This window comes from Corynebacterium sp. MSK012 (assembly GCF_030232435.1).
GTDB classification, from domain to species: domain Bacteria; phylum Actinomycetota; class Actinomycetes; order Mycobacteriales; family Mycobacteriaceae; genus Corynebacterium; species Corynebacterium jeikeium_D.
This window is the reverse complement of sequence record NZ_JASPJU010000003.1, coordinates 147,031-171,941: the sequence shown is the minus strand read 5'-3', so window position 1 is coordinate 171,941 and position 24,911 is coordinate 147,031. Positions and strand designations below refer to the sequence as shown.

The window sequence follows — 24,911 nt, the reverse complement described above, 5'->3', positions numbered from 1 at the left end:
GAGGTGCAAAGTTACACCGAGTGCAATGTGATGGCAAGTTGATGAGTCAACAGGTGTTTAAGTACCTATGCAGAGAGCATCTTTGGGTTGTTCAGGATGCCGTGGACTCAGGCGCAGGGGGCGGGTTGTTGATAGTCGCAACGCGCCATTCAATTACACAACCTTCGTGTTTTGTGTAGGCACGGTGGAAGGCTACGTCTCCTTCAATAGCTCGTGGCGCAGGGCGTCGTTAAGCGAAGTGAAGCGGAACCTGTGCCCCGCCTTTTGCAGCGCTGCTGCCTCTACTCTCTGATTCGCGAGAGCCAACTCCGCAGCACCGCGTTTGCCCAGCAGTACTGCAGGCCCCAGTGAAGGAATCGGAACCGCCGTCGGGCGGTGCAAGACCTCTCCCAATACCCTCGTGAACTCCGCATTATTCACTCCGGAAGCCAGTGGCGCCACCGCATTGACAGGTCCGGCAAGGCCGGAATCTGCCAACGACCGGTGATAGATGTCCAACAGGTCGTCCAAAGCAATCCACGGGAACCACTGCTCGCCCGACCCCAATCTTCCTCCAAGTCCGGTGAACACCACGCCCGCTAGTAGCGGCAAGAGACCGCCGCCACCAGCAAGCACGAGACCAGTACGGACGTTTACGACCCGCTTGCCTGCATCGCGAGCGGGATCCCATGCATTTTCCCAATCGCGCACAATAGCCGAGAGACTGTCCGCGGCGGCGCTGCCGTCGTAACGCTGCGCTTCCACGCCAGGGCCAGCGTCCTCGGTGAGTACCTCTGGGCCACGATCCGCACCGTAGAACCCCACCGCCGACGCTCCAACCGCGACCTTCACGCTGTCAGTAGATGCAACGAGCTTTGCCAGAGCTCGCGTTGGTTCGACACGGGAATGGCGAACCTTTCGAAGATGCGCCTCCGTGAAGCGCCCCGCAATCGGTGCGCCGGCCAGATGGATGACCGCGTCGACTCCCTCCAGCAAATCAGCTGCGGGTGCCGCAGTATCCCAATATCGCTTGTCCACACCCGTCTGTTCACGTGAGCGCACCAGCGAAATCACCTCATGTCCGGCCGTGGTCAGTAGCGCGCGCAGCTGCGTTCCGACGGTCCCCGTAGCTCCACTGATCGCCACTGTCAGCGGCTCCGGCACATGCCCCAAATACTCCGAAAGCCTATCGACGGCCGCAAGGTCTCCAGCAACCTTCGTAGCACGGTAGGCGAACATCGAATCCAACCCGGGTACCGGAACCTTGGTGTCAACGGTGTCCTCTAAAACCGTGCCAGCGCTGCCGTCGTCAAGCGGAGTATCGGAGAGAACGTGGGTGTGCTTCCACCCCGTGATGCGGCGAAAGGGCTCGCTGGTGACTTCGTCAATGAATCTCTGGCCGGGGAGGAAACCGGCCGGGTCGTGACGTGCAATCCATTTGAGGCCAGCCGGCATGGAGAATACGGTCGTGCCGTCGGCGAGGTTGGCGGATTCGGATTTCGGTGACATCGGGAGAAGCCCCGGTGTTAGGCGGGTGACAGCGCCTGGGCGGGAGAACCACTCGGCGACGCAACGGCGAGGAAATGCGATGGTGTGGCGATAGGTGGGAATAGTTAGTCACTCTCTGAAACTTGTCCGACGTTAAGGAAAAATAGTAGACCCCGAAGTCTTTCAGCGAAGTGAGACTACGGGGTCTTATGCGTAAGGTGCTCTCACACCTTCGAGTTCAGAAAGAACTAGTCACGATCAGTGTTGGCCATTGCCAGCACGTCGAGGCGCTTGTCCAGCTCTTCCTCGGTCAGCTTCTCGCCGTCGACGAAGCCCATGTCGATAACAGTCTGACGGATGGTCTTACCTTCCTTCAGAGCAGTCTTAGCGACCTTAGCTGCGTTCTCGTAGCCGATGGCGGAGTTCAGCGGGGTCACAATCGACGGGGAGGACTCAGCCAGAGTCTTCATACGCTCAACGTTCGGCTCGATGCCGTCCACCAGCTTCTCGGCGAAGACGCGTGCGGTGTTCGCCAGCAGCTTAGCGGACTCCAGCACGTTACGTGCCATGACCGGGATGAAGACGTTCAGCTCGAATGCGCCGTTAGCGCCAGCAAACTCAACAGCGGTGTCGTTGCCCAGAACCTGCGCTGCGACCTGGGTGGCAGTCTCGCACAGAACCGGGTTGACCTTACCCGGCATGATGGAGGAACCCGGCTGCAGATCCGGCAGGTGAATCTCAGCAAGGCCGGTCAGCGGGCCGGAGCCCATCCAGCGAATGTCGTTAGCGATCTTGTTCAGGGAGACTGCGACGGTGCGCATAGCGCCGGAGAATTCGACCAGGGCATCGCGGTTAGCCTGAGCCTCGAAGTGGTTCTGAGCCTCGCGCAGCTCCTTGATGCCGGTCAGTTCGACGAGCTCAGCGGTGACCTTGGCACCGAAGTCCGCCGGGGTGTTCAGGCCGGTGCCAACAGCGGTACCACCGATTGGCAGCTCGCCCAGACGCGGCAGGGTGGCCTCGATGCGCTCAATGCCAGCCTCAATCTGGCGAGCGTAACCCGAGAACTCCTGACCCAGGGTCACCGGGACAGCGTCCATCAGGTGAGTGCGGCCGGACTTAACAACGGTCTCCCATTCCTTGGCCTTCTTAGCCAGGGACTCCTGCAGAACCTTCAGTCCCGGGACGAGGTCCTTGACAGCTGCCTCGGTTGCTGCGACGTGAGTGGCAGTCGGGAAGGTGTCGTTGGAAGACTGACCCATGTTGACGTGGTCATTCGGGTGAACCTCAACGCCGTTGGCCTTTGCGATGGACGCAATGACTTCGTTGGTGTTCATGTTGGAAGAAGTGCCCGAACCGGTCTGGAAGACGTCAATCGGGAACTCAGCATCGTGCTTGCCTTCGGCAATTTCCTTGGCAGCGGCGACGATGGCATCTGCCTGCTCAGCAGACAGCAGGCCGCGCTCCTTGTTGACGATGGCGCAAGCTGCCTTCAGCAGACCCATAGCGCGAATCTGTGCAGACTCCAGCGGACGGCCGGAAATCGGGAAGTTCTCAACTGCACGCTGAGTCTGTGCGCGCCACAGGGCGTTAACCGGAACCTTAACCTCGCCCATGGTGTCGTGCTCGATGCGGAACTGCTGCTCTGTCATTCGTTGCCTCTTTCAGTTAGGGGAACTTGAGTGCGCGCAGAACGACCCCTCATTGCGCATGCAATTTTCATGCGATGCAGAACCGTTAGCGCATTCGTCTTCAAGTATGAATCAGTTTGTTAAAAAAGTGGTGCCCTGAGGGCACCACTAAAGGGGTAGTTACTTACAGATCGATGTCAGGCATCTCGCCCTTGCCGTAGTCGATGCTGGCGTACTTGCGCAGCTTCTCCAGGGAGTGGAAAGCCTCGATGCGACGAATGGTGCCGGACTTGGAGCGCATAACCAGCGAGCGGGTCCATGCACCGTTACCGCGGTAAGCGACACCGCGCAGCATGTCACCGTTGGTGACACCAGTGGCAACGAAGTAGCAGTTGTCGGATGCGACCAGGTCATCGGTGGTCAGAACACGAGAAAGATCGTGCCCAGCGTCGAGAGCCTTCTTAATTTCGGCCTCATCGCGCGGGTGCAGTTTGCCCTGGATTTCGCCGCCCATACACTTCATGGCGCATGCGGTGATGACACCTTCTGGGGTGCCGCCGACGCCCATCATGATATCGACCGAGTTCGTGTTCTGAGCTGCGGCAACAGCGCCAGCAACGTCACCATCGCCAATCAGTCGAACCTTGGCGCCAGCTTCGCGGATGTCACGAATCATGTCAGCGTGGCGCGGGCGATCCAGCACGACAACAGTGACATCTTCCGGACGCAGCCCCTTGGCCTTAGCAACGACCTTGATGTTGTGCTCAACTGGAGCCTCGATGTCAATCTTGCCGGCAGCCTCCGGGCCAACAGCAATCTTATCCATGTAGAACACAGCCGACGGGTCGTACATGGAGCCGCGGTCTGCAGCAGCAAGAACAGCGATAGAGTTCGGGCGGCCCTCTGCCATCAGAGTCGTGCCGTCAATCGGGTCAACCGCGATGTCAACGGCCGGGCCTTGGCCGTTGCCGACCTTTTCGCCGTTGAACAGCATCGGGGCTTCGTCCTTTTCGCCCTCGCCAATAACAACGACACCGTTCATAGCCACGGTGTTGATGAGCTGACGCATGGCATCGACGGCAGCGCCGTCGCCCTTTTCCTTCTGACCACGACCGACCCACTGACCAGCCGCCAGTGCAGCGGACTCAGTAACTCGGACGAGCTCCATCGCAAGGTTGCGATCTGGTGCTTCAGGATTCGAGGCGTTCATTGACTTCTGGCCCTTCCGTCGTTTTTTTTAGGAACTCTTTTGAGGTTTGAGAATGTGCTGGGAGACGCCACGCCAGGAAACTGGGGTTTGGCGCTGCAACAATTTCTATTTATCGATGTTTGGCGCGTCCTTTTGAGCGCCATTGCATCTGTTACTAGTGTTCCACCTTTTTCATCTTCGGGGGTGGACGCAGCGTCAAAGTGGGGGGAGCTTCAGGGCTAAACTCCCACATCACGTGAGTATCAGTATTTTGTTCTGAAATCCGTTCGCTTGACGACGTCGACAGCGTCCGTCATCAAGTATTGCTAGCCGCAGCTGTGCGGATGCGACTGATGACTAGGTTCGTTGCGGGGCCTTTGGCATACTTGAGCGCGTGGCGAATGAGAAACCTAGGATTTTGCAGGACAGTCGAGACATGATTCTCACCCTCGTGGTGATGTTTCTTGCGGTGGCTGTCACCATCGGCTTTACCGGCCTGTGCAGTTTTAACCCCGGGAAGCCGGAAAACGGTCCGGTGCGCGAGGTCGATGCCGCCCCATTCGTGAACATGGAGGCTCGGCGCGTGGACTATCCAGTTCGCCTGCCGAAGGTGCCTGAGGGCTGGACTTCAAACTCGACCCGCGCGGGTATGGCGGCGGGGAAGCAGACGACCATTATTGGCTATGTCACCGCTAGCGGAGCATTCGCCCAGGTCACGCAAACAGATGCGGAAGCAGGTCAGCTGCCGGATGACGGTAAGAATCGTCTCCGCGACGGTACCACTGACGTGGAAGGTACAACCTGGACTAAGTATGTGCCGGCTGAGGACAACGTGCGTCGCGTATGGGTTGGGAACCTCGGTGACTCCCGCGCAATTATCGAGGGCACTGCCAACGACGAGGAGTTCACACAGTTGGCGGCGGCTTTGCAGAAGGCCGAGCCAATCGATCCGGACGCGACAATGCCGGATCCGTCACAGCCGCAGCAGACTGCGTCCGAGACGCCGTCGGCACCAGCAAAGTAAGCTGAGTTGAGAGGTCGCCTGGGTCGATAATTCCAACTAGCGCGATAAAATAGCTGAACTCAACTATCGGCCACGAGATGAGAAACGACGTGCACTGACGATCGTTTCTCGTCTCTTTTTATTCCTCACCGCCCGCATTCTCGGCCGAAGCCGCGGCATCCTGATTCTTGCTGGCCAAGGCGGCTTCAACTTTTGCCCGTGCGCCAGCTAAATGTTCCTCGCAGCGGCGGGCCAGCGCCTCGCCTCGCTCCCACAGCGCCAGGGATTCATCCAGGCTCATCTGTCCGAGTTCTAGGAGCTTGACGGTCTCAACCAGCGCATCTCGCGCCTGCTCGTAGCTCAGGTTCTCCACCGGTACCTGTTCCTCCGAAGAGGGAGCCTGACCCGCGCCGAAAACATTGTCATTCATTAGCGAATACGTCCTTCACATCTAGTAATTAAAGCTTCAAGGTTGGAAAAGTCAGTGCTTATTAATTCGCTGGCTTCGTAGCGAGCGTTGCTGCAGAGATGGAGCCGTCACTGACGCGAATTCGCAGTTGGGAACCCATCGGAGCATCTGCAATAGAGGTCACAATCTGTGGTTCTGGCTGAGTAGCCGATTGTGCCTGCACGATGGCATAGCCGCGAGCGAGTGTGGCAGAGGGGCCAAGTGCTGAAACCTTGCCGCGCAATCCCGATACCACTGCTTCCTCGCGTTCCAGACTGCGGTGGATGAGAAAACGCAGTCGATCGACCTGCGCCGTGACAAACTCTTCACGCACGCGGATGGGAGTGAGCGGATCGCGCAGTACCGGCCGCGACGTCAAATCCCGCAGAGTAGCTACTTCACGGTCAACCCATCGCCGCAGGGATGCCGAGGTGCGTTCACGCAGCTGTGCAATTAGGCGGCGTTCCTCAGCAGCATCGGGCACTGTTTTCTTTGCTGCATCCGTCGGTGTGGCAGCACGTAAGTCAGCGACATAATCCAACAGTGGAGTATCCGGCTCGTGTCCGATCGCAGAAACCACCGGTGTTGTCGCCTTACTCACCGCACGAATCAGCGCCTCATCTGAAAAAGGCAGCAAATCTTCGACACTGCCACCGCCACGGGCGACGATGATGACGTCGACCTCCGGGTCGGCGTCGAGCTGTGCCAGAGCCTCAATAATCTCCGGAACAGCCTTGGCTCCCTGCACAATTGTGTTGATTACCCGGAAATCCACCTCAGGCCAGCGGGCACCCGCAACCGAAAGCACATCGCGTTCAGCTGCCGAACCGCGACCGGTAATCAACCCGATCTTGTTGGGGAGGTAGGGCAGAGGGCGTTTCAGCCGTGGATCAAAAAGGCCTTCCGCCGCTAGCGCTTGGCGCAGCTGTTCCAGCCGTGCCAATAGTTGCCCCAAACCTACGGGCCTCCACTCCGTAGCCCACAGGGAAAACTGCCCCCGCCCGGCATAAAACGCAGGCTTGCCCAAAACCACTACGCGGTCGCCGTTGCGCAACGGATTATTACGCAGTGCCGCAGTAGAACAAGTCACCGACACCGAAAACTCCGCGGAGGTGTCACGCAGAGTGATGTAGGAGAGCTTCCAACTCGGCTTGGAGTTGACCTGGGCGATTTCCCCCTCGACCCAAATCTGTCCAAGGCGCTCAATATAGTCCTTGACTAACTGGTTCAGGCGCCGAACCTGAACCGGTTTCTCGGCCGACGTTTCCAATTTCGACATACATCAACACTTACACGATGGGGCGGATCGCCCTGCTAATAAACGCAGGTTGCCCACAGGCTAAATTTGCCTGTGGGCAACTGTGACGGTAAAGGTGCAAGCCCGAGTTACTTGCGGTAACGAGACCTGCTATCGTGGCCGGTTATCCGCTCCTGGCGAGGGCGCTGCTGTCGCGGTGGCCACTCCTCGGTGCGGCGGTGGTTGCCCACTTGGCGTGCGGGGCTCTGTTGAGACTTTTCGGACGGAGACTCCGGCGAGGACTGTTCTCCCCACATCCGTGCCGTTCCTTCAGTTTGACGACGGGGAAACTCTGGCGTTGGCCGCTGCGGTGCGTTTGGCCTTTCAATCGGACGACGAGGCTGCTGTCTAGTCGAGTTCGGCGAAGTGGAATCCTGAGTGAACTGCGCCTGCCCCGGATGCGAGCGAGACTGCCAACGGGAGGTTGGCTGCTGAGCCCGCTGTGCGAAATTCGAGCGCTGCTGGGCACGCTCCCCAGAACGGTCAACTGGTCGCTTACGCAGTTGCTCGGCGTTGCGCGATGCCGAGTTGGCGTTCGCTGCAGGTCGGGCACCAGAACGAGAAGTCTCCTGCCGAGAGCGTGCAGCTTGCTGGCGCGCCTGGCGGCGAGCTTCGGCATCTCGGATAATGTCCGCAGCGGGACGTCGTGAAGCAGGACGTTCCTGGGTGCGAGAGGCGACCCGGCGATCAGATTCGGCGAGACGACGGCGAACCTGAGAGCTGGATTCGACAGCGGCTTCGTCACGGTGCTGGCGTTGTTTAGCGACCTTGCGCTGGGTGTTGAGGGATTTCTCCTGGGTGCGGGTGATTTCGAGGTAACGCCACACTGCGATGATGACACAGATAATCATCAAGACCAGCAGCCACGGGAACTGCTGGATGATGGGATATGCCGAGGTCACCAGGCGAGCGCGTTTAGAGGTTGTCGCGGTCGCGCCACCATTTTCAGGATCGGCGAGAGAACCGGTAAACCACGCTGTGAAAAAGGTGACAAGCGCGAACAAAATGGGGATTTGAGCGACGGTAACTACCAGACCGCGAGGAACCACCAACAGTGTTCCGGCCACAGCAGCCACGGCAAAAGCAATGAAGTAGGGCTTGCCAATCGAACCGTTGGGAACAGAAAAGAGCAAACCAATAACGCCAGCTAGAAGCATCAGCAACGGCGGCACAAACATTGGCACGCGTGGAAGCAGGGGTTTGTTTCCACTGCCTTTACGGGTTATTGCTGATCTGTTCGACACGAATGCGTATCCTACCGGTTATTAGTGATAATACGGGCAAGCCCGGTATGTGGGCTCGCCCGTGTCTTAAAATTTCGCCTTACTTCTTTTTCTTAGAGAAAGACCCGGAGACCACTTCAGAGACTTTATGGAAGGCCTTGGTCATCGTTCCCTCTTCCTGCTTGGTCGGACCAGCATCGGGGGAAACCTTACCGGCGGTGCGAGCATCTGCCTTCACGGCGCTCTCTGCAGAGCTGTCGGAGTCGTCACTGCCCAGGCGGAACGAAGCCAGTCGGTCGCGCATCGCACGGCCGGCAGCTTCAATTTGAATACCCGAGATCGATCCGGCGTCCGTGGCGAACTCGATGTCCTTTGCGGTCTTGTCGCCCGTACGCAAATCTGTGAGGTCGCCGAGGTAGCGGAACCAGACCGCGACGACTGCGGTGACTGGCACCGCCAGGAAGGCGCCGATGATGCCGAAGATACCGCCACCGAGCAGAACGACCAGCAGGACGATTGCGGCGTGCAAGTCCATAGCCTTGGCCTGCAGGATTGGGGAGAGGATGTTGCCCTCGATTTGCTGGACAGCAATGATGATGAGCAATACGAGGATTGCTGTAGTCAGGCCGTTGGCGACGAGTGCGACTACCACTGCAATGAAGCCGGCGGTGAACGCACCGACAATAGGAATGAAGCCAGCGAAGAAAGTCACCACGGCCAGAACCATTGCCAGCGGCACATTCAAAATTGCAAGACCGGCACCGATGAAGACCGCGTCGATAAGCGAAACGATAGCCTGCGTGCGGATGTAGCCCGACAGCGTGTTCCAGGAGCGGGTGAGCACCTCGGTGAGGTGCCAGCCGAGACGACGTCCGGTCAGGCGGCGGAGCCATGGCAGGAAGTCCTGGCCGTCCTTGATGAAGAAGAACGTCAGAACCAACATTGCCATCAAGGTTACGGCGGCCGAGGAGACCACCGAGATGCCTTGGAAGACTGTGTTGGCGATATCGCCGGAGCGCTCCTGAAGCCATGTGGACCCCTGGTCCAGAGCATCGAGAATCTGCTCATCCTTGACGTTAAATGGCGGGGCCTGAATGATGTTCTGGACTTCCTGAATGCCGTCGGTGAACTGGCGACGCAATTCTGGGAACTGCGACTGCACAGTCGGGGCGAGGAACGCGACAACGCCGCCAAGCACCGCCACCGCGCCTAGGATGACCGTCAGTGCGGCGAGTGCGCGGGGCCAGCGGTGTTTCATCAGGAACACGGCGGGCGGGGCCAGCACCGTGGAGACAATCAGGGCCAACAAAATCGGCAGAACGCCAGCCCAAATCTTTCCCAGAATCATAGCGCTGACGTACAGCGCCGCTGCTGTGATGAGGAAGCGCAGACACCAACCTGCGAACCACCGGGCGCCCTCGCCGATGACGTCGGCGCGGTCGATGGACTCGGAGTCGTTTTCGCTCATAAGCTCATCGAGGTTTTCAGCATCTTCCGGCAAATCCGGTTGCGTTGCCGCTGACTTATGGGCGTCGGAGGGTATAGACAGAGACTGTTCTATACGCAGAGGCTCCGATCCCATTACGTGATCGATAGCGTCTTTTTCGGACTGCGCAGTCCGCTCTTCGCCTTCATTGGGTTTATTGCTCACATATTCATTATGGGGGTTCGCAGGGGATAGGGGGCAACTTCACGAAGCTAGGGCGAGTTCAAATCTGTCTCCCCAAGCCCGTAAGATGGGCAATGTGAGTCTTACACTTGGAATCGTCGGTCTGCCCAATGTCGGAAAGTCAACCCTGTTTAACGCCTTGACACGCAACGATGTGCTGGCTGCGAATTATCCGTTCGCCACCATCGAGCCGAACGTCGGCGTTGTGGAGCTTCCCGATCCACGTTTGAATAAGCTCGCCGAAATTTACGGCTCCGAGCGTATTCTTCCGGCTACGGTGTCGTTTGTGGACATCGCCGGCATCGTCAAGGGTGCATCGGAGGGCGAAGGTCTTGGTAACAAGTTCCTCGCCAACATCCGCGAGGCTGACGCTATCTGTCAGGTCGTGCGAGTATTCAATGATGATGACGTCGTGCATGTCGACGGCAAGGTCGACCCGGCCTCTGACATCGGTGTGATTGAAACCGAGCTGATTCTGGCTGATATCCAGACTATTGAGAAGGCGCTGCCGCGTCTGGAAAAGGAAGCCAAGAAGGATAAGGACAAGGTCGGCGAGGTTGAAGCCGTCAAGCAGGCTCTTGCCGTGCTGGAAGAGGGGCGCACTCTCTTCGCTGCTTCTGATGATGTGAAGCTCTCTGCTCTGCGCGAGCTGCACTTGCTCACCGCAAAGCCGTTCCTCTACGTCTTCAATGCTGACGAGGAAGTGCTTGCCGACGAGGACCGCCGCGCGGATTTGGCCGCTGCTGTGGAACCGGCGGACTGTGTATTCCTCGATGCGAAGGCCGAGTCAGACCTGCTGGAGCTGGATGAGGAATCCCGCAATGAGCTGCTGGCCGAAATTGGTCAGACTGAGCCGGGCCTGCATTCGCTTGCTCGCGCTGGTTTCCGCACTCTTGGTCTGCAGACTTACCTGACCGCTGGCCCGAAGGAGTCTCGCGCCTGGACCATTCCGAAGGGTGCTACGGCCCCGCAGGCTGCCGGCGTGATTCACACTGACTTTGAGCGTGGCTTCATTAAGGCTGAAATTGTGTCCTTCAGTGATCTGGTCGAGGCCGGTTCGATTGCCGAGGCAAAGGCTAAGGGGAAGGTCCGCCAGGAGGGCAAGGACTACATCATGCACGACGGCGACGTGGTTGAATTTAAGTTCAATGTGTAGCTAGGCCTTATTAATAGCGTTTGACAACACGCGCTCCTATTTGCCGTCGTATCTCACGAGACGCTGACGTGGATGGCCGCACCATCGACCTGCAGCCTCAGGACTGTGAAGTCATTGCAAAGCAGCGTGGCTTGCACGTTGGACATAGGACATAACGACGTCGATCAGTCCATTTCCGCGTCAAAGAAGAATGTGGCTCGCCCCAACTACGACGCCATGGTGGCATCCCTCGAACGCGGCGAAATCGACGCGATCATCTGCTGGGACCTCGCTGGACAGTCCGATCGGTCGGACAGAATTACTCCCGCACCCCAGCGTAATCAGGGGTGCACCTTAAAAACATTCGGAGGTGGGGGTAACTCCCCCTCGTTGCCCAGAGACAAAATACGCCAGTGGCGTCTGTATGACGCCCCGAAGGTAGGACAAATTCCAATCCAGAGAGGTCTTGCACTGTTGCGGTGCGGTTGTCTTCTTTCTCACCGTATTGCACCCTGCGAAATTAATTGGATACGATAGAACCATGTTGATTTCAGGTTCCGTTTTCATGCGGCCGCTCACCAACCGCTAAGGCGGTTTTCTCCCTCCCGCGGGTCAAAAACCGCTCCGGTCCTTTAGCCGGGCGGCCATTTGCCATGCCCGGCTCCGTTTCAACTCCACGGAGCACACCTGATGTCTACATACGGATACGGCCGTCACGAACATGGCCAAAATTTTCTCACAGACCAAAAGATCATCAACACCATCGTCGATCTTGTAAAACAAACCACCGGCCCCATCATCGAGATCGGGCCGGGAAGCGGTGCCCTCACTCACCCGATATCCCGCTTGGGGAGGGCAATAACGGCAGTTGAGGTAGACGCAAAACTAGCTGCCAAACTCACAAAAAAGACCGCCTCGGCGTCGGTCGAAGTGGTCCATGATGATTTCCTTAACTTCCCGTTACCCGCCACTCCCTGCGTCATTGTGGGAAACATTCCCTTTCACCTCACCACTGCCATTCTTCGAAAGTTGTTGCATGCGCCGGCATGGACTGACGCTGTACTCCTCATGCAGTGGGAAGTCGCTCGCCGCCGGGCCGGGGTAGGCGCAAGCACGATGATGACGGCTCAGTGGTCCCCATGGTTCACGTTTCACCTTGGTTCCCGAGTACCAAGGTCTGCTTTCCGTCCACAGCCTAACGTTGACGGGGGGATCTTAGTGATCCGCCGGGTGGGTGACCCGAAGATCCCGATAGAGCAACGCAAAGCCTTTCAGGCTATGGTGCACACCGTTTTCACCGCCCGGGGACGCGGGATAGGGGAAATTCTCCGAAGGGCAGGGTTGTTTTCATCACGTTCAGATACACAATCATGGTTGCGCTCGCGAGGAATCGACCCCGCAACCCTACCCCCCAGATTGCGCACCAGCGACTGGATCGATCTCTTTCAGGTGACTGGTTCCTCTCCATCGCACCATCGGCCAATTTCACAATCGGGAAGTAGTCAACGCCCTCCTCAACGCAAAAAACGAGGCCGGCGGCGTTAATCTCCCCGCCACCCAAACCGAAATCCACCAGTAGTAGTGGACGACCAGTGCTGGTCTACCGTGAGCCGGGTTATGACAGTGACGTGTTCTCGTCGGGCACAGTCATAGTTCCCGGCGTTGCCGGCGACAGGGTTCTATACCCAGCAGCGGGGCCGATCAAAATTACCCGCACGGGGAACGACCCTGCTGGTGGTTTCGATTTTGATGGAAGCGAGGAGATTAGCCCCTCGACAACTCCCCGTAGCTGGCGAACAGTAGCTCCTGGCGCTGGCGCTCGTTGGTGAGTTTGCGTGCCACACCGAAAGCTTTATTTACTTCTCGGTCCATTTCGTCGTGAGCCTTGAGCAGAGTTTGGTCCATCGCTAACGGGTTGTAGTGCTCCGCGAGTGACCCCTCGGGGTGCCGCTCGCGGGCCCGCAGTACCAACTGTCCAGCGTCGATGATTCGCTGCTGCGCTTTCTCATCTAGTTCACACGGAGCTGGTCCGAAGGAGTAGCTCCCGGTGTACTCCGAAGAACGGAAAAATGAATAGTGGGGATACATCGACTTCCATTTTCCATTCTCCCGGCTCAGAGTATTGAGGGGGCTGGGACCGGGTCCGTAAACCCTTTATGTTTTCCACGCACAGCGGTTTATAGCGACGATCCCTATAGGTTTTCCGCAGAACCTATATGTATTTCTGTGCACCCCCATGTTGTCCGTTTTAGCGGTATTTCGTTGCTACTTCCGCACTTGCGAATAAAATGGTTATTTATCGCCGACACTCCGTGGAGTTCAAATTTAACGTGTAGCGTTATTGACGCTTCGCGTTATGGGGGATAGGGTGAAGCATGATCCAGTCGTTCGCTGACAAGGACACTGAGCGTTTGTGGAATCGAGAGCGAGTTCGCTCGATCGATTCCCGCATTCACTCAGTAGCGCTGCGCAAGCTTCGCCAGCTTGGGTACACGCAGACTCTTGATGAGTTACGGATTCCCCCGGGAAACCGGCTCGAGGCGTTGAAAGGTGATCGGCGGGGTCAGTTCAGCATTCGAATCAACGACCAGTGGCGGATCTGTTTTCGTTGGTCCGCCGCGGGGCCAGAGGAGGTTGAGATCGTTGACTACCACTGACAAGCTCCCTCCGGTTCACCCCGGTGAGATCCTCATGGAGGACTTTCTCAAGGAAATGGGGATCACCCAGCACAAGCTCGCAGTCTCCATCGGCGTTCCGCCCCGCCGGATCAACGAAATTGTTCACGGTAAGCGGGCTGTAACCGCGGACACTGCTCTTCGCTTGGCTAAGTTCTTCGGAATGAGCCCCCAGTTCTGGCTCGGGTTACAGACTCAATATGACTTGGACGTTGCGGAAGACAAGATCCTCTCGGAAATCGAGCGGATTCAACCGGTCCAAGCTGTCTCAGCGTAGCGGTTACCCGAACCAGGTCCGTCAGCGTGAGGATATGCATGCGGATGGTTCGAACTAGGGAATTTGGGGCCGCCGTCGCGTGGACTTGAGTTCCGAGCGCCGCTTTTTCGCTTCGAGACGGCGTCGCACCGAGCTCCGCGTCGGCTTGGTCCTGCGCCGCGGGGGAGGAGGCGGAGCGAGCGCCTCGCGCAAGAGGGCGGCCATGCGTTCGCGTGCCTCGGCGCGGTTGCGTACCTGCAATCGCTGGGTCGATGCGGTAACGGTAAGGACGGTGCCGTCTAGGCGGTGCTCGTGGTTGTGGAGGACGCGGCGACGCTGGGCGTCGGAAAGCGATGAGCACGTAGCGATATCGACGGAAAGCTGCACTTTGCTGTCCGTAGTATTGACGCCTTGGCCGCCTGGTCCCGACGACTTCGCGAACCGCTCCGTCAGGTCGGCGGCGACGATGACCAGACCCCCGGGGATCCCTGGGCCAGGCGCGATGGTCAGGTCGTTCATACCGCCCAGCTTAGTTAGAGTTGTTTCCGGATCAGACCCGCCGTGCGAGATCAGGGTAGTGTACGACCACGCCGTCACCGTCGACCTCCAACTCGACGTCGACTCCCCGTGTTCCGCTTTTGTATCGGACAGTTTCAGCATCGACGGAGCTGTAGTACTGGTCTGATGCGATCACCTGGAGGGACGGTATATCAATCCAAGCCATGATCAGCTGCGTTTTCGGGACCTGAGTCTCAAGCAGCGTCAAGCGACGAATAGGCATTGTGTTGGTGAGAGGGCACAGACCGAGATCGCAATCGAGTGCGGCTTTCAGGTCGGCTGACTGGACGATACCGGGGGAGGGCAGATCTTCAGGCTGGGCGCCCTCTTCATTGGTTTCCGCCGACCACACGCCTTGCTCGGACCTAAACAGCTCGAGGCTTCGCCCCCATCCGTCGCCTTCAACGTTCACCGACACACGTTCGGTCACCCAGTTCTCCGCGGCGCGCAGCTCCCACGTGGCCTTGTATCCATCGCCGTATTGCACTCCGGAAGCGGTCAAACCGGCTCCTAAAAAATGAACTGCGGCCTCGTTCCGGATGAGGGGAGTCTTGACATGCTCCCACTTATACGTGCGCTCCATGGTGAGGATTTTACCACGCTTGATGGTGCGAAAAGGCAGGTAGCTTTCGACTGAAACTCGGTCGAGTTCAAATTCAACGTTTAACGCGGGCAGCCGCCGCCGGATTCTCGGTGGCGATTCCGGCCCGAACCTCGGGGACATTCTCGCGCTTCCTCATCTACGTGAGCTCCGCGATTCCGGCCAGCTCACCGCTGCCCCCATCTTCGATAGTTTGAGCGAGCTCGACCACGACCATCTGATCTGGTGCACTGGTTTCCGTCCGGCCCTCGGCCCATTCCGCCACCTCATGCGCGACCGCGAAACCGCGGTGAAGAATCTCCATCTAGTTGGTTACGGCAACTGGACCGGCGACGGTTCGGCAACCCTGATAGGTGTCGGGTCCTTTTGCTAAATACGCTGCCTAGGTAGTCGCGGGTCGTGTCGATGAAGCGCGGCATCAAAAGTTTTGAGACGACGCTTGGTCCCTGAGCAGCTCGATCCTTCAAAGATCCGCGCTGGAGAGCCAGCGCGCTGGGCGAAGGTGCGCCTCAGCGCTTCGCTCGCGCAGCCCGCAGGCCGTTCAAGATCACGATAACTTCAGCGACCTCGTGAACCAATACGACGGCGGCCAGACCCAGCACGCCGCTGATCGCCAGCGGCATCAACACGATGATGATGGCCAGAGACAGCACGATGTTCTGGTTAATAATCCTGCTGCCTCGACGGGCGTGCTGCAGCGCCTGCGGGATCAACCGGAGGTCGTGGCCGGTGAAGGCGACGTCAGCGGACTCGATTGCGGCATCAGAGCCGGTCGCTCCCATTGCTATGCCCACCGTCGCGCCCGCCAGCGCAGGAGCGTCGTTGATGCCGTCGCCAATCATCGCCGTCGGCGTCTTGGAGGAGAGCTCGGCGACGATGCTTGCCTTGTCCTCCGGGCGCAGCTCAGCGCGCACATCGTCGATTCGGGCGATTTCAGCCAGAGCCCGGGCGGTGCGAGCGTTATCGCCGGTGAGCATGCTCACTTCCACGCCGTTGGCGTGCAGGGTCTGCACAGCTTCGGGTACCTCGGGCCGCAGCTCGTCGCGGACCCCGATCGCCCCGGCGAGAGCGTCATCGACGGTGACAAGGACGCAGGTCTGGCCCTCGGACTCCATGCGCTCAACGTCTGCCTTCAGTGGCCCGGCGTCGATCCACCGGGGACTGCCCACAAGTACCCGTCGACCTTCGACGGTGCCGCCGATGCCATGCCCGGCTTCCTCGCTGATGTCCAAGGCAGCGGGCGCTTCGGGCCCCGCTGCCGCGATCGCAGCGGCGAGGGGGTGCGTCGATTGCTGCTCAACTGCCGCCGCGAAAGCAAGCACCTGAGCCCGATCGAATCCGTCTGCCGGGACCACGTCGGTAACCTCGGGCTGGTTGCGGGTAAGGGTTCCGGTCTTGTCCACCGCCAGGTGGCGGATGCCGCCGAGTCGCTCGAACGCCGCGCCGGATTTGATGACCACGCCGAACTGGCTGGCCGCGCCGATCGCGGCCACGACCGTCAGCGGCACCGAGATTGCCAGCGCACACGGCGATGCTGCGACCAGGACCACCAACGCGCGGGTGATCCACGTCTCGGGGTCGCCCAGCAGCGAGCCAATCACGCCGACCAGCACCGCCAGGATCATCACCCCGGGCACTAGGGGTTGGGCAATCCGGTCGGCGATCCGGGCGCGGTCGCCCTTTTCCGCCTGCGCCTGCTCGACCAGGTCCACGAGTGTGGTCAGCGAGTTGTCCGTTCCAGCTGCGGTCGTCTCGACCTCCAGCACGCCGGCGGAGTTGATTGCTCCCGCGGGCACCTCGTCGCCGGGCGCAACCTCCTCCGGAATGGATTCTCCGGTGATCGCTGAGGTGTCAAGGCTGGAGCGCCCAGACCGAATGATGCCGTCCGTGGCGATCCGCTCTCCGGGGCGCACGAGCATCAGCTCGCCAGCCACGAGATCCTTCGCTGCGACCTCGACCGTCGTACCGTCGCGCAGCACCGTCGCGGTCTGCGGTACCAATTTCAACAGTGCCCGCAGTCCGCCCTGGGCCCGGTCCATCGCCTTGTCTTCCAGTGCCTCGGCGATCGAGTACAGGAACGCTAGCGCCGCCGCCTCTCCGACGTAACCGAGGATTACCGCGCCGACCGCGCTGATCGTCATCAGCAAACCAATGCCGAGCTTGCGCTTCGTGGCAAGGTTCCGGATAGCGCCGGGCGTGAACGTATACGCCCCTAGCAGCAGGCCGATCCAGAACAGAACTGTCGCGGGTGTCTCTAGTCCGGACCAGTCCAGCGCCAGACCTATGCAGAGGGCTACGCCGGAGAAGATCGGCAGTAGCAACTCGGGGTCCTTCCACCATGGCCGATCGAGATCTTCGATCTCCGTGGCTGGTTCGTGTTCGCATCCACATGCTGAACTCATGCGTCCGCTCCTTTTCCGTCGCAGCCGGGCACCGAGCACTCAGGGTCGATGCACGGGGCGTTTTCGTCGACAGCCAACGTCGCGTTCACTAGTGCGTTGAGCGCTGTCGCGAGGTGCGGATCGGCGATTTCGTAGCGTGTCTTGCGGCCCTCCGGCTCGGCGACGACGATGCCGCAGTCACGCAAGCAGGTCAGGTGGTTCGAGACGTTCGAGCGGGTCAGGTCCAGGTCGCGCGAAAGCACGGCCGGGTAGCTCGGGCCGTCGAGTAGGGTGATCAGGATTCTGGAGCGCGTCGGATCCGCCATGGCCCGGCCGAGCCGGTTCATGACGTCGAGGCGTGAAGCAATAGTCAGCATATACTGAACTATACAGCAATTACTGAACTATTCAACACGCACTGAACTGACATTGAAGCGAAGAGCTTGCGAACTGCAGGAATTAGTCGATGAGATAGCCGGTAACTGGGCCTTCGTGATTCGGCTGCCAACCCAACGCGGGGGCGACATGCGTGGCGAAGTTGTCCAAGATCTTCACGTTGACGTCGACGCCATCCCGGTGGGGATGGTGATGAGCAGGGTGTCGGCGGACATGACGGCGGCGTCGGCTTTGAGCTGCTCAATGAGTTTGTCCGGCTCGGCGGCATAGGTGCGGCCGAAGGTGGAGGCGCCGACGTCGGGAAGCATGCCCACCTGATCGGAGCCGGAGGCCTGCATGCCGAACAACTGCATGTCCGCGCCGTCGACGATGGGGAAGATAGAGCGGGACACCGACACGCGCGGCGTCCAATCGTGGCCCGCCTTCTTCCACGCGGCGCGATAGCGGCTGATCTGATCCGCCTGGATTTCGCCCAGAGTCTCGGCGGTGGTCTCGGAGACCAGGGTGGAGGACATCAGGTTGAGCCCGTCCTTGGCGGTTTGCTCGGCAGAAGCGTGGGTGCCGGAGCCGTAGAAAATATGCTTACGCAGCTCGGGCGCCATGGGGAAGACCGGCAGGGCGGAGCCGGGTTGGAATATGTTGGGGTACTGCCGGTCCAGCGGTGCGGCGGTGGCGAATCCGTTGCCGTCCACTGCAGCCATGAACGCCTCGAGGTGGGCTCGCGCCACGTCCGCGCCGTTGGGCGCTTTACCCCAGTAGCCGAAGGCCTCCCAGCCGCGGTCAGCCACCTCGGGGGCGCCGCGCGAGATGCCCAGGGCCACGCGGCCACCGGAAATTTGGTACAGCGACGCGGCCTCTTCGGCGAGGTAGAGCGGGTTTTCATAGCGCATGTCGATGACACCGGTGCCCACCTCGATGTGTTTGGTAGTGGCCGCGACAGCACCCAGCAGCGGCATCGGGGCGGAGGCCTGCGGCGCGAAGTGGTGGACACGAAAGGACGCGTTGTTCACGCCGATTTCGTCCGCAGCCTGGGTGATCTCCAGATGAGTCTTGGCGATCTTTTCTGCAGATGGCCCGCGCTAGCTGCCGAAGGCGTAATGCCCGAAGCTTAAGAAGCCGAACGCTTTCATTGGATAACACTCCTTTTGATGGTGTTAACGAGAGGGGGTAACTTTGCAACGAGATGCCGTGGAGTTCAAGCTCGACGTCTAGGGCCGTGGCAAGTCGGTAGTACGTTTTTCGATTCGACGCTTTGGGGCACACTACCGGGGTTGCCGGTGCTCTTCTTAGATTGCGCGGTTCAGATTTCCTAACCTAAAGCTCGTTTGAGCGTGCTATCCGCTGGTGTGCCTCCGATGCTGCTGCTCATAAGGTGGTGGGCGCTCCATGAATACAAGGCGTAAGTCGCGCCTTAGGTCAGGCCGAGGAGGATGCCGTGGCTCACTGGGTCGTAGTCCGAGTTTCCGCACCCACTGGCCTCTGGTGTACGCGCTAGCCCCGCTCGGGGTAGCGCACGAGGAGATCGTTGCCGATGACTGCGCCGTCGTTGAGCGTTGCCTCGCTCACCTTCGCCCCGGCTGCACCCAGACCCATAATGTGGCCAACCTCGTCACCGTGGGCGATGAGGTGGTCGGCGATGATACGCCGGTGGCAGCGCCACCACACCGCCTCGGCGCACATGATTGCGGTGGGGGTTTCCGCGGCGTTCGCCCGTAGCTGCGAGATTGCGTCGGAGAACTCCTCGCCCAGCGCATGGTCGGCGTAATTGTGGAAGCTGCGGTTACGCCAGTTGCCGTTAACCTCAAACGGCACCGAGTGGGACACGTTGCGCCGCCCGGTGAGGCCCTCGCTTCTGCTGTAAGTGATGCCACATGTAGGAAGGTGTTCGGCAAGGTAGTCGCCGTTGAACCACGGGTACTTCCTGGATCCGGGCAGCTTGCGCACATCCACGATGGATGCCACACCGGCAGCTTTGATCATTTCAGCGAAGTCCTCGAACTCGAGGTTGGAGTGGCCCACGGTGAAAATGCGCATGTCGCCAATGCTACGCGCCAAGCGGTTACACCCACATCGGCTTCACGAATGAGAAGGTGACTTTGCAACGACACGTCGTGGAGTTTAAGTGCAACGTGTAAAGGTTTTTCAAGCATCGCGCGATGGGGACGTGGACCCACGATTGCAGGGTCGACTGCGACGGAGTGACCATTGTCTGGCTCAGCCAAGCTATTGACTCTGCGATGCTGCGGATGTGCCATCAGACTCTTCGTGCTGAATGCGTGAGGCATGCAGTCGGGCGTGGGCGATGGCGTCAGGGGTGTTGTCGAAGACGTGATTCTCGTGTGCAAGCTGGTCGAATACGCCGAGTTCGCGCAACACCGGAAAATGTTCGGGCTTCGTGGCTGCGAGCAGGACTCTGGTACCGCGGCGTTCGAGGCGCCCGATTGTGTCGGCGAGCATCTGGGCGCCGGTGGCATCGATCGTCGTGACGTAGCGCATGCGGAGTACGACAACCTTGACCGACGAGGCATCAGCGAGCTCGAGGAGGAAATCGTGCGCTGCGCCAAAGAAGAGAGGGCCTTCCATACGGAAGGCGGCGATGTGCTCGTCGAGGAGCTCGCGTTCCTTGTCGCGGTGGTCTCCCTCGTCTAGTGGGGCGGCTTCCAACACCGCAGTGCGGGCGGTCTCGCGCAGTGCGAAGAAGCCCGCCATTACAAGGCCGATGAGTACGGCGACGACAAGGTCGAACACGACGGTGGCGGCAGCTGTGATGAGCAGGGTCGCCCCGTCGCCCTTGGTGGCGCGTATCACCGAGCGGAGGTTCCGCGGGTGGATCATCTGAATCGCAGTGGCGATGAGCACGCCGGCGAGCGCGGCGAGAGGAATCTCGCCCACCCACCGGGCCGCGACGAGCACGGCCACGAGCAGGAGCAGCGAATGGAACACCGCTGCCAGGCGTGTGCCTGCGCCTGCACGCACGTTGACGGCAGTTCGGGCAATCGCGGCGGTTGCGGGAATCCCGCCGAACAGGGGCGCGACGACGTTGGCCACGCCCTGCCCGAAGAGTTCGCGGTCGGGATCGTGCCGGTCGCCGACAGTCATTGCGTCGGCAACCGTCGCAGACAGCAACGATTCCAGCGCACCGAGAGCTGCGACGGCGACCGCTGCAAACAGCAAGGAATCCAGGTGCTCCCACGGAATCTCTGGCCAGCGCGGAGCAGGCAATGTCGACGGGATGTAGCCGATTGTCTTCAGGCCGCTGTCTGCCAGCATGTTGATGGCCGTTGCTGCAGCTACCAACACTAGCGCCGCGGGGAAGCCACTACGGACGCGCGCAGCAAGCACGATTCCAGCCGCTACTGCAAGGGTCATCACGGGCGCCTGCCATGCCGGAGTATCTAACCAAGCATTGATTGAGCCCCACGCCAACCCGAGGACTTTCTCGCCCTCCACGTCAACACCGAGTGCTGCGGGCAGCTGTTGGAGGCCGATGATTAATGCAATACCGGCGGTGAAACCTTCGACGACAGGTAGTGGCATGTACTTCATCGCGCGGCCAGCGCCGGTGAACGCCAGCAAGAGCAGCATGAGCCCCGCCAGCACGCCGACGACGAGCACCCCATCGGCACCATGGTTGGCCACGATGGGGATTAACACGACGGTCATTGCGCCGGTCGGGCCGCTTACTTGGACGTTACTACCGCCGAAGACTGCGGCCAGGATACCCGCGACGATGGCCGTCGTAATTCCGGCCGCCGCGCCGACACCGGACGCAACGCCGAAGCCGAGTGCGAGGGGGAGGGCGACGAGGGCCACCATGAGGCCTGCCGAGAGGTCGCGCCCGATTGTCGCGCGGGACCAGTCCGAGCGGCGCGGTGCGAAACGCAGGGCACGGGACCGGATGCCCACCGTAGAGGCGGCGGAGGAGGGGCGGGTCATGCTACTTTCTTGCTCCTTCAGGGCTCAATGACACTCAAAGGATACACAAGGTGTCATCCTCCGACGGTCACATTCCTGGTTCTGGCCGAGGCCTCATGTCGACGGAATAAAACTTCCTGACCTGGCGGGAGTTCCGTGGATCGTTGTCGCGGTACTTGGAGTGACGCGTGTGAGCCGGTGTCCGAAGAGCAGACAGCCCGGGAGAATCGGTACCAGTGCCATACAGTGCGCGACACCACTGCTCATAGGACGGGCCCGACGGCGGGCTGGGGGGGCGAGGGCCGGCTACCGGATCCGGGCTTTCGCGGCGACGAGCAGCAGGGCGGCGTGGTCGACTTCGCCGTTTTTGATCTCGCGATTGAGCTTGTGCAGCACCACGGGGCAGCGCAGGCAGCGGATGCCGGATTTGCAGCACTTCTTCTTCGGCGTCATTGCGGCCAGTTTGAAGGGGTCCTTGCCGGCGAGCTTTTTCGCGGCCTTGGCCTCGGCCTTCGAGTATTCGGGCAGGCGTAGCGAGGTCGTTGCCGCAGCCTTTTTCTTGGTTTTGGCGGCGTGCTTCTTCTTGCCCTTGTCGCCTTTCTTGCCCTTGGCCATGCGCGTTCCCTTCATCGCGGGTTTTCCTGAATTAGGTTAGCGTCACCTCATGCGATGTGGGTAGGCGTGGGTGTATGGCGGGTGTATTCGGCGTGGTGCACGACGACCGACCAGGTTGTAGAGATTCTGCGTTACGTGCTTAAGGCGTAAAGCCTGCAGGATTAGAAGCCAAGACAAAAGGCGACTCCGGAAGACACTTCCGAAGTCGCCTTTTGCTCAGTCAATACTGCGCGGAACAAAACCGGGCAGCAACAAGCCTGCTAGGAGATTGCGAAGCCAGATGCTGGTCCAGGTTTTTCAACGGGCTCGCCAGCCTCGTCGACCATCCAGTCGATTTCCAGCTCCAGCTCGCGCTCGATGCCAGCACGCTTTCGGGAATCGACGACTTCCATCGTGGTATTAAACGATGTCGGCATGGTCATCGTCACCGTGGACTCACCAGTGCCGAGAGTCATTTCCCCGGCGCGGATGCGAGCTGCCAGCGTCTCCAGCAAATCCGCGAGCTCATCGCGGCTGAAGCTTGCCTTGCTCTTCACCAGCTTTTGATTCTTCGGGGGTGTAATTTTTTTAGGTTTCGGTGCCATGTCTTTACTTACCTTTCCAGCCGTGTAGGTATTTGTGCAGTGTGGAGAATCGGCCGTCACTCCACACTGTCTTTGAAGATGGTCTAGAAAGCTTTCAGGAAGCCTGTCTATCCCCATTATCCCAATAAAAAGCGGTTTTTACCGGGCTAAATAACAAGAGGCTAGAAATTTCTATAGGTAGGTTATAAATTGTGGAAAATCCCTACGCTATGCTCTGGGGTGCAAGGTCCTAAGTGCCTTAGGTTAGGAGCTCTAGTAACGGCGCCCTTGGGTAGCGCCTCAAACGTGTCGACCGACAGCAATAGGGGAGGAGTAAACGTCACATGGTGTCACCCGACAACATCCTGATGTACCTTCTGCCTGAGCAAGAGGCGCAGGTTAAAGAGATATTTGTGCAACTGGCAGAGCGTGGATTCCCGCAGCAGAATCAAAAGCCCCACATCACTGTCACCTTCGCACCGACCATGAGACCGGAGGTAATCCAACGAGCAGCCGAAATTCTCCCACCGCTGATGCCTGCGGAATTCCGCAGGGTAGGAACGGTAGTGTTCGGCACAAAGAGTAAACAGACTGTCGCATGGTTATTAGAAACAAGCGATGAGCTGGAAGAAGCCGCTCGTGAGATCAGTCGTCTTAACCCTGAAGGTCGCGGCTCCCGCTGGATTCCGCACCTGACTATGGGGCTGCGAATCCCGCGGGATATGGTTCCCGGTTACGTCCGGGCTCTTGATGAACTAACAAGCCCGCACTTCAAAACTCTTAGTGCACCACGCGCTGCGTTCTGGAGTCCCAAAGTGCAGGAATTAACGGAGTTTTAGCGCGCCGCACGCCGCAACTTTTCAAAAGCAGCGCAGCCAAGCGGCCACTAAGCGGCGTCCATAATCTTCTTTGCCTGGGCATCGAAGACCTCCAAGGCGCGCTTCTTTGCCGCTTCCTTGGACTCTGGGGTCGCCTGTGCAAGTTCCATCGGTTGTGTCGCATTTTCCGCGCCGGTTGATGGAACGTCTGGAATCGGGGCAGCGGACACCATCACCATCACGCCATTGACAACGCCGACAATGTCGTAGCTGGTGGCATCAGTATTAGTGCCACCGGAGCTAATGTCCACAACTGTCGCGTGTGCAGTGAGCTCATCTGGCTTGACGGAAAGATCCGGCTCCCACTTTTCCCGGTGCATTTTCATGGTGGTTGTCATATCCATGTCATTGAGCATCTCCTGCGCCTCAGGAGGAAGTTCCTGGCCTTCCATGGATTCGTTTACGAGGTCGGAAGCATCCATCGAAGCGGTCACCTCAGAGCACTTGTTAAGAACATCTGTGTACTCCTGGTAGGTCTGAGGGTTCTTCAATACTGAGACAGCGATGGTGACCTTTTCCGCGTCCAAGTTAGCGAAAGAACTGACAGCTCGCTCCAATTCTTCCGTTGGCTTGATGAAAGTGGCACATTCGGCCGGCTCTATATCTAAAGAATCCTCCGAAAACATCTCCATTGCGTCCTTGTACCCATTAATCCTGTTGTTGGAGAAGTCCACACCTTGAACTTCATTAGTGAGCAGGAGCTGATCTTCGGCTGCAGCTGGAGCTGACCCGTCTGCCTTCGTCATCTTGCTGGTCGACTCTTTGCCTGCCTCGCCACCGGCATTGCTGCTTTCTTCCCCCGAGCCGCATGCGGTGAGCAGGGCGGCGCTTGTACAACCTGCGACGACGGTTGTCGCAATTTTCTTCCACATTCCAGAGCTGCGCTGCTTCATGATTCCTCATTCCATCGAGCTGAATTTCAACAACCTATGCAACCTGATCAGATGTCCTGAGCCGGAGCCAATCTTTTGTGAAAGAAAGAATACAAGAGCTCGCCTCAGCACGCTTCCCAAT

The 24,911-nt window shown here is 59.3% G+C and carries 25 protein-coding genes and 1 pseudogene; 7 read left to right on the top strand and 19 right to left on the bottom strand.

Going from position 1 to position 24,911, the window contains the following annotated elements:
• Nucleotides 1-192: 192 nt before the first annotated feature.
• From QP977_RS03045 to glpX, 3 genes are all read right to left on the bottom strand, one after another.
• Nucleotides 193-1,488 (bottom strand): TIGR01777 family oxidoreductase, encoded by a 1,296-nt coding sequence (locus QP977_RS03045; protein WP_242458682.1) that lies wholly within the window; start codon nucleotides 1,486-1,488, stop codon nucleotides 193-195.
• Between the two features lie 227 nt (nucleotides 1,489-1,715).
• Nucleotides 1,716-3,116 carry a class II fumarate hydratase gene (locus QP977_RS03040; protein WP_016423173.1) on the bottom strand — a complete coding sequence of 467 codons (1,401 nt, stop codon included), beginning with the start codon at nucleotides 3,114-3,116 and terminating at the stop codon, nucleotides 1,716-1,718.
• A 163-nt stretch (nucleotides 3,117-3,279) separates the two neighbouring features.
• Nucleotides 3,280-4,305: a class II fructose-bisphosphatase gene (gene glpX, locus QP977_RS03035; RefSeq protein WP_005510610.1), complete on the bottom strand. Its 1,026-nt coding sequence runs from the start codon at nucleotides 4,303-4,305 to the stop codon at nucleotides 3,280-3,282.
• A 373-nt stretch (nucleotides 4,306-4,678) separates the two neighbouring features.
• Here glpX and QP977_RS03030 point away from each other — a divergent pair, with 373 nt between their 5' ends.
• Nucleotides 4,679-5,308: a DUF4245 domain-containing protein gene (locus tag QP977_RS03030; protein ID WP_083309521.1), complete on the top strand. Its 630-nt coding sequence runs from the start codon at nucleotides 4,679-4,681 to the stop codon at nucleotides 5,306-5,308.
• Nucleotides 5,309-5,426: 118 nt separating this feature from the next.
• Here the strand turns inward: QP977_RS03030 and QP977_RS03025 are convergent, their stop codons facing one another.
• The 4 genes from QP977_RS03025 to QP977_RS03010 form a co-directional block, all read right to left on the bottom strand.
• A complete protein-coding gene (locus QP977_RS03025; protein ID WP_049181637.1) occupies nucleotides 5,427-5,717 on the bottom strand; it encodes an exodeoxyribonuclease VII small subunit in 291 nt (96 codons plus the stop codon).
• Nucleotides 5,718-5,778: 61 nt separating this feature from the next.
• Nucleotides 5,779-7,014 carry an exodeoxyribonuclease VII large subunit gene (xseA, locus tag QP977_RS03020; RefSeq protein WP_049181635.1) on the bottom strand — a complete coding sequence of 412 codons (1,236 nt, stop codon included), beginning with the start codon at nucleotides 7,012-7,014 and terminating at the stop codon, nucleotides 5,779-5,781.
• Between the two features lie 107 nt (nucleotides 7,015-7,121).
• A complete protein-coding gene (locus tag QP977_RS03015; RefSeq protein ID WP_070653207.1) occupies nucleotides 7,122-8,276 on the bottom strand; it encodes a DUF6542 domain-containing protein in 1,155 nt (384 codons plus the stop codon).
• Nucleotides 8,277-8,355: 79 nt separating this feature from the next.
• Nucleotides 8,356-9,906, bottom strand: coding sequence for an AI-2E family transporter (locus QP977_RS03010; RefSeq protein ID WP_070605729.1), 1,551 nt, complete (start codon nucleotides 9,904-9,906; stop codon nucleotides 8,356-8,358).
• Between the two features lie 94 nt (nucleotides 9,907-10,000).
• Between QP977_RS03010 and ychF the strand changes: the two genes are divergently transcribed.
• From ychF to erm, 3 genes are all read left to right on the top strand, one after another.
• Nucleotides 10,001-11,080: a redox-regulated ATPase YchF gene (gene ychF, locus QP977_RS03005; RefSeq protein ID WP_070653264.1), complete on the top strand. Its 1,080-nt coding sequence runs from the start codon at nucleotides 10,001-10,003 to the stop codon at nucleotides 11,078-11,080.
• A 72-nt stretch (nucleotides 11,081-11,152) separates the two neighbouring features.
• Nucleotides 11,153-11,596 (top strand): recombinase family protein, encoded by a 444-nt coding sequence (locus QP977_RS03000; RefSeq protein ID WP_223845690.1) that lies wholly within the window; start codon nucleotides 11,153-11,155, stop codon nucleotides 11,594-11,596.
• 153 nt (nucleotides 11,597-11,749) lie between these two features.
• Complete coding sequence (erm, locus tag QP977_RS02995) at nucleotides 11,750-12,604, top strand: 23S ribosomal RNA methyltransferase Erm (RefSeq protein WP_070429178.1); 855 nt, start codon at nucleotides 11,750-11,752, stop codon at nucleotides 12,602-12,604.
• 219 nt (nucleotides 12,605-12,823) lie between these two features.
• Here erm and QP977_RS02990 read toward each other — a convergent pair whose 3' ends face one another.
• Nucleotides 12,824-13,147 (bottom strand): type IIL restriction-modification enzyme MmeI, encoded by a 324-nt coding sequence (locus QP977_RS02990; protein ID WP_049189366.1) that lies wholly within the window; start codon nucleotides 13,145-13,147, stop codon nucleotides 12,824-12,826.
• 287 nt (nucleotides 13,148-13,434) lie between these two features.
• On the opposite strand from QP977_RS02990, the gene QP977_RS02985 reads away from it, so the two are divergent.
• Complete coding sequence (locus QP977_RS02985; RefSeq protein ID WP_049189367.1) at nucleotides 13,435-13,716, top strand: type II toxin-antitoxin system RelE/ParE family toxin; 282 nt, start codon at nucleotides 13,435-13,437, stop codon at nucleotides 13,714-13,716.
• A gap of 34 nt (nucleotides 13,717-13,750) precedes the next feature.
• Nucleotides 13,751-14,011: a HigA family addiction module antitoxin gene (locus QP977_RS02980; RefSeq protein WP_049189394.1), complete on the top strand. Its 261-nt coding sequence runs from the start codon at nucleotides 13,751-13,753 to the stop codon at nucleotides 14,009-14,011.
• Between the two features lie 54 nt (nucleotides 14,012-14,065).
• On the opposite strand, the gene arfB is transcribed toward QP977_RS02980, so the two are convergent.
• From arfB to QP977_RS02930, 10 genes and pseudogenes are all read right to left on the bottom strand, one after another.
• Nucleotides 14,066-14,509 (bottom strand): alternative ribosome rescue aminoacyl-tRNA hydrolase ArfB, encoded by a 444-nt coding sequence (arfB, locus tag QP977_RS02975; RefSeq protein WP_010187974.1) that lies wholly within the window; start codon nucleotides 14,507-14,509, stop codon nucleotides 14,066-14,068.
• A 31-nt stretch (nucleotides 14,510-14,540) separates the two neighbouring features.
• Nucleotides 14,541-15,272: a putative glycolipid-binding domain-containing protein gene (locus tag QP977_RS02970; protein ID WP_224783733.1), complete on the bottom strand. Its 732-nt coding sequence runs from the start codon at nucleotides 15,270-15,272 to the stop codon at nucleotides 14,541-14,543.
• A 16-nt stretch (nucleotides 15,273-15,288) separates the two neighbouring features.
• Nucleotides 15,289-15,453 (bottom strand): hypothetical protein, encoded by a 165-nt coding sequence (locus QP977_RS02965; RefSeq protein ID WP_160310014.1) that lies wholly within the window; start codon nucleotides 15,451-15,453, stop codon nucleotides 15,289-15,291.
• Nucleotides 15,454-15,658: 205 nt separating this feature from the next.
• On the bottom strand, nucleotides 15,659-17,551 hold the full coding sequence (locus QP977_RS02960) for a heavy metal translocating P-type ATPase (RefSeq protein ID WP_049189368.1): 1,893 nt from the start codon (nucleotides 17,549-17,551) through the stop codon (nucleotides 15,659-15,661).
• Entirely contained in the window at nucleotides 17,548-17,907 is a 360-nt protein-coding gene (cmtR, locus tag QP977_RS02955) for a Cd(II)/Pb(II)-sensing metalloregulatory transcriptional regulator CmtR (protein ID WP_012359887.1), read from the bottom strand. Before cmtR ends, QP977_RS02960 begins: the two co-directional genes overlap by 4 nt.
• A gap of 82 nt (nucleotides 17,908-17,989) precedes the next feature.
• Nucleotides 17,990-19,056: pseudogene (locus QP977_RS02950) on the bottom strand (LLM class flavin-dependent oxidoreductase).
• Between the two features lie 361 nt (nucleotides 19,057-19,417).
• Nucleotides 19,418-19,960: a DUF488 domain-containing protein gene (locus QP977_RS02945; protein WP_049171224.1), complete on the bottom strand. Its 543-nt coding sequence runs from the start codon at nucleotides 19,958-19,960 to the stop codon at nucleotides 19,418-19,420.
• Nucleotides 19,961-20,149: 189 nt separating this feature from the next.
• Nucleotides 20,150-21,862, bottom strand: coding sequence for a SulP family inorganic anion transporter (locus tag QP977_RS02940; RefSeq protein ID WP_070827346.1), 1,713 nt, complete (start codon nucleotides 21,860-21,862; stop codon nucleotides 20,150-20,152).
• Between the two features lie 285 nt (nucleotides 21,863-22,147).
• Nucleotides 22,148-22,456, bottom strand: a complete 309-nt coding sequence (locus tag QP977_RS02935; RefSeq protein WP_070602909.1) for a hypothetical protein — start codon at nucleotides 22,454-22,456, stop codon at nucleotides 22,148-22,150.
• Nucleotides 22,457-22,716: 260 nt separating this feature from the next.
• A complete protein-coding gene (locus tag QP977_RS02930) occupies nucleotides 22,717-22,992 on the bottom strand; it encodes an amphi-Trp domain-containing protein (protein WP_049170663.1) in 276 nt (91 codons plus the stop codon).
• A 371-nt stretch (nucleotides 22,993-23,363) separates the two neighbouring features.
• On the opposite strand from QP977_RS02930, the gene QP977_RS02925 reads away from it, so the two are divergent.
• Nucleotides 23,364-23,858, top strand: coding sequence for a 2'-5' RNA ligase family protein (locus QP977_RS02925; protein WP_070827339.1), 495 nt, complete (start codon nucleotides 23,364-23,366; stop codon nucleotides 23,856-23,858).
• Between the two features lie 47 nt (nucleotides 23,859-23,905).
• Here QP977_RS02925 and QP977_RS02920 read toward each other — a convergent pair whose 3' ends face one another.
• Nucleotides 23,906-24,790 carry a hypothetical protein gene (locus QP977_RS02920; RefSeq protein WP_070602914.1) on the bottom strand — a complete coding sequence of 295 codons (885 nt, stop codon included), beginning with the start codon at nucleotides 24,788-24,790 and terminating at the stop codon, nucleotides 23,906-23,908.
• Between the last annotated feature and the right edge of the window lie 121 nt (nucleotides 24,791-24,911).

Bases quoted from the DNA above. Each gene is read 5' to 3' on its own strand.
- QP977_RS03045 (WP_242458682.1), bottom strand. From the start codon at position 1,488: ATGTCACCGAAATCCGAATCCGCCAACCTCGCCGACGGCACGACCGTA.
- QP977_RS03040 (WP_016423173.1), bottom strand. From the start codon at position 3,116: ATGACAGAGCAGCAGTTCCGCATCGAGCACGACACCATGGGCGAGGTT.
- glpX (WP_005510610.1), bottom strand. From the start codon at position 4,305: ATGAACGCCTCGAATCCTGAAGCACCAGATCGCAACCTTGCGATGGAG.
- QP977_RS03025 (WP_049181637.1), bottom strand. From the start codon at position 5,717: ATGAATGACAATGTTTTCGGCGCGGGTCAGGCTCCCTCTTCGGAGGAA.
- xseA (WP_049181635.1), bottom strand. From the start codon at position 7,014: ATGTCGAAATTGGAAACGTCGGCCGAGAAACCGGTTCAGGTTCGGCGC.
- QP977_RS03000 (WP_223845690.1), top strand. From the start codon at position 11,153: ATGGCCGCACCATCGACCTGCAGCCTCAGGACTGTGAAGTCATTGCAA.
- erm (WP_070429178.1), top strand. From the start codon at position 11,750: ATGTCTACATACGGATACGGCCGTCACGAACATGGCCAAAATTTTCTC.
- QP977_RS02990 (WP_049189366.1), bottom strand. From the start codon at position 13,147: ATGTATCCCCACTATTCATTTTTCCGTTCTTCGGAGTACACCGGGAGC.
- QP977_RS02985 (WP_049189367.1), top strand. From the start codon at position 13,435: ATGATCCAGTCGTTCGCTGACAAGGACACTGAGCGTTTGTGGAATCGA.
- QP977_RS02980 (WP_049189394.1), top strand. From the start codon at position 13,751: ATGGAGGACTTTCTCAAGGAAATGGGGATCACCCAGCACAAGCTCGCA.
- arfB (WP_010187974.1), bottom strand. From the start codon at position 14,509: ATGAACGACCTGACCATCGCGCCTGGCCCAGGGATCCCCGGGGGTCTG.
- QP977_RS02970 (WP_224783733.1), bottom strand. From the start codon at position 15,272: ATGTCCCCGAGGTTCGGGCCGGAATCGCCACCGAGAATCCGGCGGCGG.
- QP977_RS02965 (WP_160310014.1), bottom strand. From the start codon at position 15,453: ATGGAGATTCTTCACCGCGGTTTCGCGGTCGCGCATGAGGTGGCGGAA.
- QP977_RS02960 (WP_049189368.1), bottom strand. From the start codon at position 17,551: ATGAGTTCAGCATGTGGATGCGAACACGAACCAGCCACGGAGATCGAA.
- cmtR (WP_012359887.1), bottom strand. From the start codon at position 17,907: ATGCTGACTATTGCTTCACGCCTCGACGTCATGAACCGGCTCGGCCGG.
- QP977_RS02945 (WP_049171224.1), bottom strand. From the start codon at position 19,960: ATGCGCATTTTCACCGTGGGCCACTCCAACCTCGAGTTCGAGGACTTC.
- QP977_RS02940 (WP_070827346.1), bottom strand. From the start codon at position 21,862: ATGACCCGCCCCTCCTCCGCCGCCTCTACGGTGGGCATCCGGTCCCGT.
- QP977_RS02935 (WP_070602909.1), bottom strand. From the start codon at position 22,456: ATGGCCAAGGGCAAGAAAGGCGACAAGGGCAAGAAGAAGCACGCCGCC.
- QP977_RS02925 (WP_070827339.1), top strand. From the start codon at position 23,364: ATGGTGTCACCCGACAACATCCTGATGTACCTTCTGCCTGAGCAAGAG.
- QP977_RS02920 (WP_070602914.1), bottom strand. From the start codon at position 24,790: ATGAAGCAGCGCAGCTCTGGAATGTGGAAGAAAATTGCGACAACCGTC.